Annotated in this window: 15 protein-coding genes; 8 read left to right on the top strand and 7 right to left on the bottom strand. The window is 35.3% G+C overall.

Annotation, left to right across the window (positions count from 1 at the left end; translation table 11 throughout):
- Positions 1–31: 31 nt before the first annotated feature.
- Positions 32–1,174 (bottom strand): N-acetylglucosamine-6-phosphate deacetylase, encoded by a 1,143-nt coding sequence (gene nagA, locus ACGH6P_RS06155; protein ID WP_411596989.1) that lies wholly within the window; start codon positions 1,172–1,174, stop codon positions 32–34.
- Positions 1,175–1,185: 11 nt separating this feature from the next.
- A complete protein-coding gene (gene nagB / locus ACGH6P_RS06160; protein WP_267349995.1) occupies positions 1,186–1,992 on the bottom strand; it encodes a glucosamine-6-phosphate deaminase in 807 nt (268 codons plus the stop codon).
- A 250-nt stretch (positions 1,993–2,242) separates the two neighbouring features.
- Here nagB and nagE point away from each other — a divergent pair, with 250 nt between their 5' ends.
- Positions 2,243–3,742 carry an N-acetylglucosamine-specific PTS transporter subunit IIBC gene (gene nagE, locus ACGH6P_RS06165; protein ID WP_267360956.1) on the top strand — a complete coding sequence of 500 codons (1,500 nt, stop codon included), beginning with the start codon at positions 2,243–2,245 and terminating at the stop codon, positions 3,740–3,742.
- A gap of 268 nt (positions 3,743–4,010) precedes the next feature.
- Here the strand turns inward: nagE and tusC are convergent, their stop codons facing one another.
- The 3 genes from tusC to fkpA are packed head-to-tail and all read right to left on the bottom strand — an operon-like array spanning position 4,011 to position 5,589.
- A complete protein-coding gene (gene tusC / locus ACGH6P_RS06170) occupies positions 4,011–4,364 on the bottom strand; it encodes a sulfurtransferase complex subunit TusC (RefSeq protein ID WP_267349992.1) in 354 nt (117 codons plus the stop codon).
- A 17-nt stretch (positions 4,365–4,381) separates the two neighbouring features.
- A complete protein-coding gene (gene tusD / locus ACGH6P_RS06175) occupies positions 4,382–4,747 on the bottom strand; it encodes a sulfurtransferase complex subunit TusD (protein WP_411597052.1) in 366 nt (121 codons plus the stop codon).
- An 8-nt stretch (positions 4,748–4,755) separates the two neighbouring features.
- Positions 4,756–5,589, bottom strand: a complete 834-nt coding sequence (gene fkpA / locus ACGH6P_RS06180) for an FKBP-type peptidyl-prolyl cis-trans isomerase (protein WP_267349990.1) — start codon at positions 5,587–5,589, stop codon at positions 4,756–4,758.
- Between the two features lie 221 nt (positions 5,590–5,810).
- On the opposite strand from fkpA, the gene fabZ reads away from it, so the two are divergent.
- Genes fabZ through rnhB form a run of 4 tightly spaced genes read left to right on the top strand, consistent with a single transcriptional unit; the run spans position 5,811 to position 8,850 of the window.
- Complete coding sequence (gene fabZ / locus ACGH6P_RS06185; protein ID WP_065558097.1) at positions 5,811–6,257, top strand: 3-hydroxyacyl-ACP dehydratase FabZ; 447 nt, start codon at positions 5,811–5,813, stop codon at positions 6,255–6,257.
- 45 nt (positions 6,258–6,302) lie between these two features.
- Positions 6,303–7,082 carry an acyl-ACP--UDP-N-acetylglucosamine O-acyltransferase gene (gene lpxA, locus ACGH6P_RS06190; protein WP_411596990.1) on the top strand — a complete coding sequence of 260 codons (780 nt, stop codon included), beginning with the start codon at positions 6,303–6,305 and terminating at the stop codon, positions 7,080–7,082.
- Positions 7,082–8,266 carry a lipid-A-disaccharide synthase gene (lpxB, locus tag ACGH6P_RS06195; protein ID WP_411596991.1) on the top strand — a complete coding sequence of 395 codons (1,185 nt, stop codon included), beginning with the start codon at positions 7,082–7,084 and terminating at the stop codon, positions 8,264–8,266. The genes lpxA and lpxB overlap by 1 nt, the downstream gene beginning before the upstream one ends.
- The gene (rnhB, locus tag ACGH6P_RS06200; RefSeq protein ID WP_411597053.1) at positions 8,260–8,850 is read left to right on the top strand and encodes a ribonuclease HII; all 591 of its coding nucleotides are present in this window, start codon (positions 8,260–8,262) and stop codon (positions 8,848–8,850) included. Before lpxB ends, rnhB begins: the two co-directional genes overlap by 7 nt.
- On the opposite strand, the gene ACGH6P_RS06205 is transcribed toward rnhB, so the two are convergent.
- Entirely contained in the window at positions 8,847–9,452 is a 606-nt protein-coding gene (locus ACGH6P_RS06205) for a YiiX family permuted papain-like enzyme (protein WP_411596992.1), read from the bottom strand. The two genes, rnhB and ACGH6P_RS06205, sit on opposite strands and share 4 nt — an antisense overlap.
- A 130-nt stretch (positions 9,453–9,582) precedes the next feature.
- Positions 9,583–10,872: an NAD(P)/FAD-dependent oxidoreductase gene (locus tag ACGH6P_RS06210; protein WP_411596993.1), complete on the bottom strand. Its 1,290-nt coding sequence runs from the start codon at positions 10,870–10,872 to the stop codon at positions 9,583–9,585.
- Between the two features lie 335 nt (positions 10,873–11,207).
- Here ACGH6P_RS06210 and ACGH6P_RS06215 point away from each other — a divergent pair, with 335 nt between their 5' ends.
- Genes ACGH6P_RS06215 through ACGH6P_RS06225 form a run of 3 tightly spaced genes read left to right on the top strand, consistent with a single transcriptional unit; the run spans position 11,208 to position 14,480 of the window.
- Positions 11,208–12,179: an HlyD family secretion protein gene (locus ACGH6P_RS06215; protein ID WP_411596994.1), complete on the top strand. Its 972-nt coding sequence runs from the start codon at positions 11,208–11,210 to the stop codon at positions 12,177–12,179.
- Entirely contained in the window at positions 12,161–13,300 is a 1,140-nt protein-coding gene (locus tag ACGH6P_RS06220) for an ABC transporter permease (protein WP_411596995.1), read from the top strand. The genes ACGH6P_RS06215 and ACGH6P_RS06220 overlap by 19 nt, the downstream gene beginning before the upstream one ends.
- 16 nt (positions 13,301–13,316) lie before the next feature.
- Positions 13,317–14,480 carry an ABC transporter permease gene (locus ACGH6P_RS06225; protein WP_411597054.1) on the top strand — a complete coding sequence of 388 codons (1,164 nt, stop codon included), beginning with the start codon at positions 13,317–13,319 and terminating at the stop codon, positions 14,478–14,480.
- Positions 14,481–14,637: the final 157 nt, after the last annotated feature.

Genomic DNA, 14,637 nt, shown 5'->3' on the forward strand with positions numbered 1-14,637 from the left:
TTGTCTCAATAATCATTAATTATCTGACATTCTAACGGGTGATTTCTCCATTAACAACCGTTTTAGTTATCGTAAAGTCTCGATTAAAAACAACTAAGTTGGCAATTTTACCTTCACTAATGCTACCAAGTTGTTTATCCACACCGATTGCTTTAGCTGGGTAAAGTGTCGCCATTCTTAAGGCTTCATCTAATGCAATACCCACATATTCAACAGCATTTTTAACTGCATCAATCATGGTTAATGCAGAGCCACCAAGCGTGCCTTTATCGTCAACACATAGCCCATCTTTATAATAAATGGTTTTACCTGCAAAAACAGCAGAAGACAAATCAGAACCGGCTAACAACATTGCATCTGTAATTAAAATTAAATGATCTTTCTTAATTTTATGGCTATTGCGAATGTTTGCCCAACTTACATGATGTCCATCGGCAATAATACCAACATATACTTCTGGTTCATCATATATTGCACCAACTACGCCTGGCTCACGTCCTGAAATATAAGGCATAGCATTAAATAGATGAGTGCCTAATCGAATTCCATCATTAAAGCCACGACGACAGTCATCGTAATGACCATTGGAGTGACCGACAGAAACATGAATTCCTGCATTAACTAATTGTTTAATAAAATGGCTTTCAACTCTTTCTGGCGCAAGAGTAATGATTTTAATCACATCAGCATTTTCACATAAGAAATCAATCATTTTTTGTGAAGGTAAACGAATAATGTTTTCGTCATGAATCCCTTTCTTTTCAGGACTAATATAAGGACCTTCAAGATGTAAGCCTAATGCTTGATTAGGATGTCGAGCTAAATATTCACGCATGACCGCGACCGCTTTTATCATAAATTCATCTGTTGATGTGATTAAAGTCGGTAAATAGCTCGTACAACCATAAATAAGGTTGGTAGCTTGCATCGCTTCTAATGTTTCAACATTTAATGCGTCGAGTGTCTCATTAAATTGCACACCGCCACATCCATTGACTTGAATATCAATAAATCCAGGCGCAACGATCGCTCCTTGTAGATCTTCAATTTTGATATTGTCGGGTAAATTATCTTGTTTACAAATTTTGTCAATTTTATCACCGTCGATAATAACAGCATGATTTTCAAGAATCTCATAACCGGTATAAATACGACAATTTGTTAATGCATACATTGAGTTATCCTTTATAAAATGGTCACGTTAAGATTGTCTGCTTCCATTTGTTTGAAATATTTTAATGTTTTTACTTTAAGGTCATCAGTGCTTGGTTCATCACAAACAATAATAGATGCTGGGTGCATTTGTAATGCGGATACTGTCCATAAATGATTAATTGAACCTTCAACGCCGGCTTGTAATGCTAAACTTTTGTTATGACCACAGACTAATAAAATCACTTCTTGTGCATCCATTAATGTGGCGACACCAATAGTTAGTGCGTGCTTTGGAACTTGATTCACATCATTATCAAAGAAACGTGAATTGGCAATACGCGTATCTTCAGTTAAGGTTTTAATACGCGTGCGTGAGCAAAGTGACGAGCCCGGTTCATTAAAAGCAATATGCCCATCTTGACCAACACCACCAACAAAGATATTGATTTTGCCATAAGATTTGATTTTTTCTTCATATTGACGGCACTCTTGAGCAATATCGGTTGCATTACCATTTAATATATGGATATTGTTTTTATCGATATCAATATGGTTAAAAAAGTTTTCATGCATAAAAGTATGATAACTTTGAGGATGATCTTCAGGAATACCAACGTATTCATCCATATTAAACGTTACCACATGTTTAAAGCTAACATCACCTGCTTGGTAGTGTTTGATCAGTTGTTGATACATCACTAATGGCGAGCTACCGGTTGGTAAGCCTAACAAAAACGGACGATCCGCTGTCGGTTTAAATTGGTTAATTTTATTCACAATACGTTGTGCAACCCAAGCGCCCACTTCTTGAGCATTTTCTAAAGGAATAAGCCTCATTCGATACCACCTTTTCTGATATAATTAGAACCACTTCTTTTTTTTTGAAGTAAAATATGTTGACTGTATTTTACTATATTAGAGCAATTAATCAAAAAAAAGCGTGATAAAAATCACATATATTGAATAATTAATTTGCGAAGTAAAATAATATAATATGAAATAGAATGGATCGTTTACTGATATCTGAAGATGCATAACAAATCATCATGTTCAGATATAGTTTAAATAAATATAAGAGGTTAAACTTATGGGAATTTTAGCTTATATGCAACGTATTGGGCGCTCATTAATGGTGCCAGTTGCAGTTCTACCTGCTGCAGCAATACTTCTAGGGATAGGATATTGGATCAATAGCGTTGAATGGGGTGCAAATAGTATTGCGGCAACATTTTTAATAAAATCTGGTGGCGCTATCATTGATAACATGCCAATTTTATTTGCTATTGGTGTTGCATATGGTATGTCCAAAGACAAAGACGGTGCAGCTGCACTTTCTGGGTTGGTCGGATTTTTGATTATTACAACATTATTATCGCCAAATTCAATTGCACTTTTTGAAGGTGTTGATACCAGTGTTGATGGTTGGCAAACGCAAATATCTCCTGCATTTGCGAAAATCAATAACCAATTTATTGGTATTTTAGTGGGTATTATCTCTGCTGAACTCTATAACAAATTTAGTACGGTTGAGTTACATAAAGCGTTAGCTTTTTTTAGTGGCAAACGACTTGTTCCGATTATTGTTTCTATCGTGATGCTACTTATCTCTGTCATCTTTTATTTTATCTGGCCAATTATTTTTGAAGCATTAGTAAAATTTGGTGAATCGATTAAGAATTTAGGTGCAGCAGGTGCAGGGGTGTATGGCTTCTTTAACCGTATATTAATTCCAGTTGGTTTACATCATGCTCTTAACTCAGTATTTTGGTTTGATGTTGCTAACATTAACGATATTCCAAATTTCTTGGCTGGTCAAAGTGCGATAGATTCTGGTAAAGCTGTTGTAGGTATTACTGGACGTTATCAAGCAGGATTCTTCCCAATTATGATGTTTGGTTTACCAGGTGCTGCTTTAGCCATGTATCACACAGCGAAAAAAGGCAATAAAGATAAAACCGCATCAATTATGTTAGCAGCTTCTTTTGCAGCATTCTTTACGGGAATTACAGAACCGCTTGAATTTGCGTTCATGTTTGTTGCACCAGTACTTTATGTTATTCATGCAATTTTAACAGGCATTTCACTCTTTATTGCTGCAACGATGCAATGGATATGTGGATTTGGTTTCAGTGCCGGTTTAATCGATATGTTACTGCAATCTGGAAATCCTCTTGCAGTGCATTGGTATATGCTCATTCTTCAAGGTTTAGTGTTCTTTGTGGTTTACTATGTTGCGTTCCGCTTTATCATTGTTAAATTTAACCTTAAAACCCCAGGTCGTGAAGATGAAGACAGTGCGGCACAATCATCGACAACTGATACCGCTAAACCAGCGCAAACGACAGCTGATACCACAGCGCTTGCTGAACAATATTTAGCTATTGTTGGCGGTAAAGAAAACCTGACCAATATTGATTCTTGTATCACTCGATTACGTTTGAGTGTGAAAGATTCTGATTTAGTTGATGAAGCAGCCGCTAAAGCATTAGGTGCAATGGCTGTGATTAAACTAGGTAAAACAGGTGTGCAAATTGTTGTAGGTCAACAAGCTGAAAAGATTGCAGATCAAATGAAAAAATTAGTTTAAACGATAACAACTTAAACTATGACTATTAATTAATCCGCCTTATTCGTCATACTTAACGACAAAATAAGGCGGTTTTTTATTTTTCTTGATTACTTATTACCCTTCGATATTCTTATTTCTTTCCGTTGTGTTTGATTTGATAATCAGTTATTGCGTTTCTAAATATGGCTTAGTCTAATGTTAATCAGACTAGATTAATCTTAATTGAAAGGATGATGTGGGCGAAACAATTTTTAATAATGAAGCAGATTAAAAATTTAATATTAAATTAGAATGTTAAAATGACATCTTGCTCATCAAGCAATTGATTTAAATCGTAATGGTTAATCACTTTAGTGGTAATATTAAAGGTGAAATCAGAAAGATTATGCGATTTTAATGCTGACTCACTCACATAAACATCTTCAATATCATAAAGTTCAAGCATATTGAATGTGGCGATATAGTCACGCATCAAAATGAGATCGGGTTGCTGTTCAGGTAATAAATGAAAAATGCCTTTATCGGTAAAAATGACCGTAATATGATTTAAAGCAGATAATGCTAAAGCCAAATCAAGTGCTTCTCGACCTTTGGCACTACCATGAGGGGAAGAATGAATAATAATGGCAATTTTCTTCATATCATTAACCGTCATATTTAAAATTGAATAACACGATCTGATAAAGTGATTGATTCAGTTAGCTCACCTAAACCGGTTAATTGAAAATAATCGGCAATATTTTCTTCGGTTATTCCACGTCTTAGCGAAGCTGCAACACAAATTGTTAAGGGTAGATCATATTTTTTTGCTAATTCTTGCCAAGCGCTGACTAAATCAAATTCATCATTGGCAGGGTCGGTATATCGATTACCATTATAAACACCATCAGCGTAAAAAAAGATATTTTTTATGGTGTGAGATGTATTTAACAATAAGGCTTGTGCAAATTGATACGCACAATAAGCAGATTGGGTCCCATAAGCAGGACCCAAAACAACGAGTGTATATTTCAATGAAGTAATCAATTTATTTATCTTATTTGCTTAAATGAAGATTGTTGATTGTTCCCATTGTTATCTCCATCAATGCCCAATAGCGAAATTTCAAAAACTAAAGTTGATTCTGGTAAAATCGCTGCTTTGTCTCCTTGAGCTGGATAATATTGACTACCATATGCTAATTCTGGTGGAATGACTAATTTGATTTTACCACCTACTCCAATTAATTGAATTCCTTCAGCCCAACCTTTAATTACTTCATCAAGTTTAAAGCTAACGGTTTCACCACGATCATATGAACTATCAAATTTACGTCCGTCAACGAGTTTACCTTCATAATGAACAATAACGTTACTATCTTTTGTTGGATGATGAGAAGAACCTTGATTAATTATTTGATAAAGTAAGCCCGACTTAGTTTGTTTTACACCACTTTGTTTAGCAAATTCTGAACGGAATTTCGAACCTGCTTCAATATTTTCTGCTTTTTCTTTTTCAAAACGCGCTTTGGCTTTTTCCATCACACGTTGACGAATAGCACTTAAAATAGCGTCAGTTTCATCATTTGATAATTGTGATTTACTGTTAAATGTTTCAGTGAGTCCGCTGATAATATAGTCAGGATCGATATCAATTTCGCTTTCTTTTAAAGAAGACGCAAATGAAGAACCTAATGCATAAGAATCTTTTTGTGTTTGAGTAGTTAATGTCACTTTATTCGGATTGGCTGATTGTTCTGCCGACGTGATAGTTTGTTCAGCATGGGTAGTTGTTTGCTTATCCGTCGGATTACTTTGGGTATCACATCCAGTTAAAGCTAACACAATTGCGCTACTGATAAGCGTCATTCTTAAAAATAACTTCATTTTAATTCTCCATATTGAAATTTTTTTATTATTATTAATATTATAACTTATTTGATATTAGATAATACAGTATTTACAAACCATTATTAGTAAAAAATTTGCCTTAACAAATCATTAACATTGTCATTAATCCTTTCTTGATGATTAAATCATTCTTGAGTGCAAGTGGCATCCTCAGTTATAATGTAAAAAGTTTATATTAATATATAAGGATAGCTATTTTGACTACCGAACTTAATACCCTTGATATCGAAGAAATTATTAGTTTATTACCACATCGATATCCTTTTTTAATGGTTGATCGTGTGATTAGTTATGAAAAAGGGAAAACGCTAAAAGCAATCAAAAATGTAACGGTCAATGAGCCTTTTTTTCAGGGACATTTTCCTAATAAACCCATTTTCCCCGGTGTTTTAATTTTAGAAGCGATGGCCCAAGCAACGGGTATTTTAGCTTTTAAAAGTATTGAAGAATTATCACCCGGACAATTGTACTATTTTGCATCTATTGATAAAGCTCGTTTTAAACGACCTGTTGTGCCTGGTGATCAGATTGTACTGGATGTGGAATATATTAAAGAGCGTCGTGGAATTGCATTGTTCCATGGTGTAGCAACTGTTGATGGAAAGTTAGTTTGCGAAGCCGAGATGATGTGTGCTCGTAAATAGTATTGATTTGTCTAAATATCCCAAAAACAGTATGAAGGAAATGCTATGGCAACGGAAATACATCCAAGTTCAGTGATAGAAAAAGGCGCCAAAATTGGTAACAATGTTAAAATTGGTCCTTTTTGCTTTATTGGTGAAAATGTTGAAATTGGTGAAGGGACTTTTTTAAAATCACATGTAGTCATCAATGGCCACACTAAAATTGGTAAAGATAACCAGATATTTCAATTTGTATCGATTGGTGAAGTTAACCAAGATTTAAAATATCGAGGCGAACCAACTCGCACTGAAATTGGTGATCGCAATATGATTCGCGAAAGCGCGACTATTCATCGCGGTACTGTTCAAGGTGGCGGAATTACCAAAATTGGCAGTGATAATTTACTAATGATTAATGCGCATGTTGCACATGATTGTCAAATTGGTAATCATTGTATTTTGGCAAATAATGCAACACTTGGCGGACATGTTCAGTTAGATGATCATGTTATCATTGGTGGTATGACTGCGGTACATCAATTTTGTGTCATTGGATCACATGTTATGGTTGGTGGTTGTTCAGGCGTTGCGCAAGATGTCCCACCTTATGTGATAGCACAAGGAAATCATGCCACACCACATGGCGTGAATTACGAAGGTCTAAAACGTCGTGGATTCAGTAAAGAAGCTTTGCAAGCTATCCGCAATAGTTACAAAATTCTTTATCGAAATGGGCTATCGTTAGACGAAGCGAAAGCAGAAATTGAGGCTATTGCAAATCAATATCCTGAAGTCAAATTATTCAATGATTTTTTTGCACGTTCAACACGTGGCATCATTCGTTAATGACTAGTCAACCAATCACAAGCCAGACAGATACGAATAAATCATTAACCATTGCTCTAGTCGCCGGTGAAACATCTGGCGACATTCTGGGCGCTGGATTGATTCGTTCTCTCAAAAAGTATCATCCTAATATTCGATTTGTTGGTATTGCAGGGCCTTTAATGCAAGCTGAAGGGTGTCAAGCTTGGTATGAAATGGATGAGCTTTCTGTTATGGGGATTGTAGAAGTGTTGGGAAAATTACGTCGTATTTTAGCAATACGTCGTGATATTACTAAGCGTTTAATTGAATTAAAACCCGACATTTTTATAGGAATTGATGCGCCTGATTTTAATCTTTCCTTAGAAGGTAAGTTAAAGCGAGCAGGGATTAAAACAATTCATTATGTGAGTCCTTCGGTATGGGCTTGGAAGCAAAAACGTGTTTTCAAAATTAAACGTAATACTAATCTCATATTAGCTTTTTTACCTTTTGAAAAAGCGTTTTATGATAAGTTTAATGTCCCTTGTCGTTTTATTGGTCACAAAATGGCAGATGATGTGCCATTAATGCCTGACCAAGTCGCAATGCGTCAACAATTAGGCATTCCGCTCAATGGTCGGTGTTTAGCAATATTGCCGGGAAGTCGTCATGCGGAAGTCACCTTATTGTCTGCCCCTTTTTTACAAGCAGCTCAGCTTTTACGTGATCGTTACCCTGATTTGCATATAGTCGTACCTTTAGTCAATGAAAAAAGACGACAAGAATTTGAGCAGATTAAAACGCAAATAGCACCAGAACTGAAAGTTCAACTATTAGATGGTCATGCCCGTGAAGCAATGATTGCCAGTGATGCTGCGATTTTGGCATCCGGAACAGTAGCACTAGAATGCATGCTAGCCAAATGTCCAATGGTGGTGGGTTATAAAATGAAGCCATTCACTTTCTGGTTAGCCAAAAAATTAGTTACAACCCCTTATGTTTCATTACCCAATATTTTAGCTGGTAAAGAAATTGTACCCGAGTTATTACAGCAAGACTGTACCCCTGAAAATATCGCTAATCATATTATTCCTTTTTTAGAAGGGGATAATAGTGAACTTAAAAAAACATTTTTATCATTACATCAGCAAATTCGTTGTCACGCTGATGAACAAGCAGCTCAAGCTGTACTTGATGTATTAGAGGATTCACCTTGTTGTTAGAATTTAGTTATCCTGATGCCACCTTAATTGCTGGAGTTGATGAAGTTGGGCGGGGACCGCTTTGTGGTGATGTTGTGACTGCAGCTGTTATTTTAGATCCTAATAAACCAATCAAAGGATTAACTGACTCTAAAAAACTTTCCGAAAAAAAACGTGAACAATTTTTTGATATCATCAAAGAAAATGCATTAGCTTGGTGTATTGCAAGAGCTTCGGTTGAGGAAATTGACAAATTAAATATTTTGCATGCTACCATGTTAGCTATGCAACGAGCGGTGACTGGACTTGCGATCCAACCTGATTTTGTTTTAGTCGACGGTAATCGTTGCCCTGAATTTGGTATTCAAACACAAGCCGTTGTCAAAGGCGATTTACTGGTGGCAGAGATTAGTGCTGCGTCGATTTTAGCAAAACTGACGCGTGATCGTGAAATGGTAGAATTAGACAAATTGTATCCCCAATATGGACTGGCAAAACATAAAGGATATCCCACTAAGGATCATTTAATGGCAATTGAGCTGCACGGTATCAATCATCTATATCGTAAAAGTTTTGCTCCAGTTAAAAAGTTATTACTTACCTAAGGCGACCAATGTTGGTCTACTGTTATTAATAACGGTGAATTAAACATAGCGACAGGCGAAATAACGGTTTCTTGAAAAGGGATTTTATCGCCATAACGCGCTTTTAATTTTTGTTTTACTGCGGCAGATGAAAGGTTGAAATCTTTGATATTTTGTAATTGACCAATTTTTAAGTTAAGTGCTCTATTATAAATTTTCCAAACTAATTCAGAACAATAGATATAATTGTCATTCCAACCAAACCAGATATCATAAGGTTTATTTTCAAAAGTTTTTGCAACTAGCTTTAATTTATTGGTTTCCTTAACAGATAAATTATGATCTTTGAGACGTTTGATTACATAATATCTATTTTTTCCTCTTTCAATAAAGCTTGTTAAAGGTGTATAAGCGACTTTACTCCCAGCTTCAAATACATAAGGTTTACCATTTTGTATAAAAATGATTCCCATATGGCTATAGGGCGAATTTGTTGCTTGTTCAACGGCTTTACTTTGACTGGATTGAGACGATTGAAAAATAATATCGCCATCTTTTGGCTGATAATTTGCTTCACAGATAAAACAGGAAAATAACAATATAAAAATCAAAGTAAATCGCATATTTTTCTATTATTCATATAGTTATATTTTGAATTGAGTTGAAAAGTACTGTCTAAATATCTTATATAAAAAAACAGCTACTGAAGATTATTTATTATCAAGTAGCTGTTGTTTATTTTTCGGTTAATAATTAATCTTGCTGACTAAAAATAGACGCAAATTTACTTTTATATTTAGCTTTGCAATCACGAGCAAAACGGATGGTTTTAAAGATACCCAATAAACTAGCTTGATGCATACGATATAATAATCGATGGATCATTAACGCAAACCAACCTTTAACACTCATTTCTTTATTGCCAATCAACTTAACCACGCCTTGGGCGGTGTCATGTAAAGAAATAATGGTTCCTTTATCGGTATAGACAAATGACTTCATGGCTTGATTGTTAATCAGACTAACGATATTTCGAGCGCAAATTTTTGCCATTTGATTAGCTGCTTGTGCTGTGGGTGGAGAGGCTCGTCCGCTATCTTGCATCGCATAAGCACTATCACCAATAACAAAGATATTATCGTCTCGTGTAGTTTGTAATGTCGGTTTAACGACTAATTGATTTGAACGACTTGATTCTAAACCAGCTATGTCTTTCAGATAATCAGGTGCTTTAACGCCAGCAGTCCAAATCATAATATCGGCTTTAATGGTTTCCCCTTCTTTAGGATAGAATCCATCACTTTCGGCCTTAGTAATCATGGTATTCGTTAAGACATGAATACCGCGTTTTTCAAGGGTTTTAGTAATGCTTAATGCCGTTTTTTCGGGTAATGCTGGTAAGATACGATTGGTTGCTTCAATAACGGATACATCTAAGAAATCAGCACACATTTTGTTTTTTCGACATACGCCAAACGTTTCAACCATATGAGGTAGTTCAGAGGCTAACTCGACACCTGTTGCGCCACCACCAACAATAGCAATGCGAAGTTTTTCCCCTTTAGTGTCAGCGTCTTTATCGAGCGTTGAACAGAAATTTATGAATTTTGATAGCAGTATTTCACGTAGGCGAATAGCGGCATTTTGATCATCTAAAAATATACAATGTTCTTTAACACCAGGCGTACCAAAATCATTCGAAGTACTACCTACTGCTATAACCAAAATATCATACGATAGGGAAATATGATTATCATTTGTATCATTGATCAGAACTTGCTTATTCTCACGATCAATATTGGTAAAAGTACCTTGAGTAAACTCAAAATGATGTTGCTTTGCTTGTTCAGAAAAGAAGATGTTATCAACTTGTTCATACATAGCACCTGTTGCAACTTCATGCAGTAGTGGTTTCCAAATGTGGTAACTATTTTTATCGATCAGCGTTATTTCAGCTTGTTTATTTTTACCTAGCTTATCACCAAGATTAGTTGCCAACTCTAATCCACCTGCACCACCACCAACAATAATTATTTTTTTCATATTTAATACCTTACAATCCTAATTTAAAATATCATACTAAATAAGTAGGTTTTTATCTATATTCTTTTGACTAATATCAATTATAAATAAAATCTATTAATATATTGATTTACAATGATTGAAAATAATTTATTTTATTAAAAATAAAATGTTTAATATTTATTAAATAGAAGACAATTAATGCCTTTATTTGGAATAAAGTGAAGGTGAACTTGTACGAATAAAGCACTTTTCGTATAATGAGTAAATAAGTTTTTACGTATGTTATCCTATTAATATTTATCTAAACATCTTGATATCTTATCCATTTAACATCACACTTTAAAAAAAATTATATGAATAAAAAAATATTTATTAGTATTGCGTTAATCATTATTTTAATTTCAATGACGATCCTAATACGCTCACACAATAGCCAGTTAATTCTTCAAGGTGAGGTTGATGCGCCGAATGTCAGTGTGGCTTCAAAAGCCAAAGGGCGTGTTCAGCTTATTCACGTTAATCGGGGTGATGATGTAAAGCCTAATGATATTCTAATTACGCTTGATAGTCCTGAATTATTAGCGCAAGTGAAAGCGGCTGAAGCCGCACGAGATCAAGCTAAAGCTCAGGTGGCACTTTCCGAACATGGTACGCGTGAAGAAAGCATACGTTATTACGAAGCATTACTTGAACAAGCAAAAGTCGCTTATGATAATGCATCAAAAGAATATGACCGTAATAAAGCAATATCTGCAAAAGGGTTTGTATCACAGTCAATATTGGATAATGCATTAAAAACACGTGATGCTGCTTTTCAACAGGTACAATCTGCACAGGCTAATTTAGATCAAGCTAAAAATGGTGATCGTATAGAACAGCGTGAAATTTATGCAGCCAAATTAAAAGAAGCAGAAGAGCAACTCAAGCAATTACAAATTCAATATGATGATCTTCAAGTTAAAGCCCCTGTTGGCGGTGAAATTGGTTCAATACCGGCTGAGGTAGGGGAATTATTTAATGCGAATAGTCCGTTATTAACAGTGATTCGATTACCGGATGCCTACTTTGTGTTTAATCTTCGAGAAAATATTATGCCGAACGTTCACAAAGGGGATCGTATTAAGTTAGAAGTGCCGGCACTAGGAAATAAAGAAATCGAAGCAGAAGTTCGTTACATTGCCCCAATGGGAGATTATGCAACCAAGCGTGCAACTCGTGCAACGGGCGATTTTGATTTGAAAACGTTTGAAGTCAGATTATATCCAATTCATCATGTAGAAGGTTTACGTGCGGGTATGAGTACTTTATGGAAATTGGACAATTAATGTTGGACTTTTGGACACGTTTTAAAGATGCATTTAATGACGAAGTGCCGCAAATATTCAAGCGGTTCACTTTTCATTGGTTAATGTGGATCTTACCACTGATTATTTTTGTCTTAATCAGTAGTATCTTTTATCGCGGTGTTTTGTTCGATTTACCCGTTGGCTATATCGATCAGGATAAAAGTGTTTTATCACGTGAAATTGTGCGTAATCTTAATGCGGGTGCGCATGCCAACCTGATTAATTACGATAGCCAACTTTCCGAGGCTGAACGGGATTTACAAGAAGCAAAAATTTATGCCATATTGTATATTCCACCCAATTTTGAAGCGGATGTTTTATCTGGTCGTCAACCTACCCCAATGCTTTATTATAATGCGTTATATTACAGTGCAGGGTTATACTCCATTATGGATTATTCGGGGTTAATTGCGGCGTTAAATACTGAATATCGAACAACGTTAGCGACCAGTGTCGGGTTACCCGTTCCACCACTTGCCAAAGTGAATTTCAATTATGATGGGCTATTTAATGCTAGCGGTAACTCAATGTACTTCCAACAGTTTTCGGCGGTTGTACATTTATTACAATTATTTGTTGTTACTACAACAATCTATATCCTGTCGCAATTACCTAAGCGAACCCGCCCTAATTATCCCTTTGTGCTTGGAAAATTAGCGCCGTATACCATTTGGTATACCATGTTACTCATTTTCGAAATTGCGATGTTAGTTTTGTTTTCGCATGCCAGGGTATCAGGATCCCCGTTTGCGATGATGACGGTGGTGTTTTTTTATGTCATAGCGGCACAAAGTATTGGTATTTTACTGTATACCTTTACGAAAACGTCTATTGATGCGTATACCTATATCGGTGTGCTAGTCGGATTGGCATTAACTTACTCTGGTATTGTTGTACCCGAACTTTCTATGCCATGGATAGCCAGATTTATATCATCCCTTGAGCCATTAACGTATGCACTAAATAAATTATTTGACCTTTTTTTACGACATTCAAGTTATCTTTCAGTATTAAAAACCTGCGGTATTTTAATGATCTATCCAATAATTATTACCGTGTTAGTCAGAAAACGTTTAGTGAAACGTTTGCATTCACAGTAAGAGGATAAGTAAGATGATTAAAATATTTTGGTCTTCGTTTATAAAAATATTCTTTTACATGTTAATGCGACCGATGTGGTTATTATTACTTTTATCGGTTTCTTTGATGAGTTTAGTTTATATTAATGGCACTATTACAAATTTGCCGGTAGCAATTGTTGATCAAGATCATACGGCGACTAGTCGAAGCCTAATACGTTCTTTAAACACCAGTTCAAAGATTGAAGCCATTACTTATGAAAATTCATTACAAGCATATGATGATATCAATAATCGTAAACTGTTTGCGGTATTTACTATTCCAAGAAATTTTGAAAAAAAGATCTTAAATGGTGAAGAAGTCACAATACCAGCCTATGGTGATGCTTCAAGTCGTTTAGCTAATGGTTTGATACAGGTGGATATTCGAGGAATCTATCAGCAAATATTAACTCAATATAATACACGGATTATGCGAAATGCTGGATTTACCGATAAACAGATCGACATCATACTATCGCCAATTAAAGGTCAAACAGAACCGCTATACAATGCTGGCATAAGCTTTGCAGCCATCACTTTTCCTGGCTTATTAGTGATGTTATTGCAGCACTCATTTTTAATCGCTGCAACACGCACTAACATTACGTTAAACTCCTTGCCACAAGGAAAACCGCCAAAAATTGTAATTTTTGGTAGCTTATTTGGTTTATTACCAATCTGGCTTTTTTTATCCATCGTGCTTTTTGGATTATGGCCTTGGGTACTTGGTTATCGTCAGTTAGCTAGCCTTACTGAAATACTAATCATGACATTTCCACTATTACTCGGTGCTTTGGGTTTAAGTAAATTGTTGACTGAGTGTTTGCGCAAAACTGAAATGATATATCTGACATTGGCATTTTTGACGACGCCTGTGTTTTATCTATCCGGTACCATTTGGCCAATTGATGCTATGCCTCATTGGGTTCAATTTGTCTCATATTTATTGCCGTCAACATGGGCGACTAACATGATTGCAGGTGTGAATCAAATGGGACTTGGGCTAGCAGATAATTGGCACAATATATTGATGATACTCTTATTAGGTGCGATATACAGCATAATGGGCATTCTTATTGCTGCATTAAGAGAAGGTCGAATACGTAAATTTTTCAGAAAGAGAAAAGCGAAAATACAATCTAAACGGCAGTTGATTTAATCTTATTGAACTTTTTATTTATCAAACCACTTCCAATAATTCGTTAATTGTCTTAGTAGTTATGATGACAATTAACGAATGTTAAGTTGCGTAATGCATTACTAAAAAAGATTTTCATTATCAAAGTCGAATTATTCGTTTTTCCTGTTATGATATT

The organism is Gilliamella sp. CG25 (genome assembly GCF_046635705.1).
GTDB classification, from domain to species: Bacteria; Pseudomonadota; Gammaproteobacteria; order Enterobacterales; family Orbaceae; genus Gilliamella; species Gilliamella apicola_I.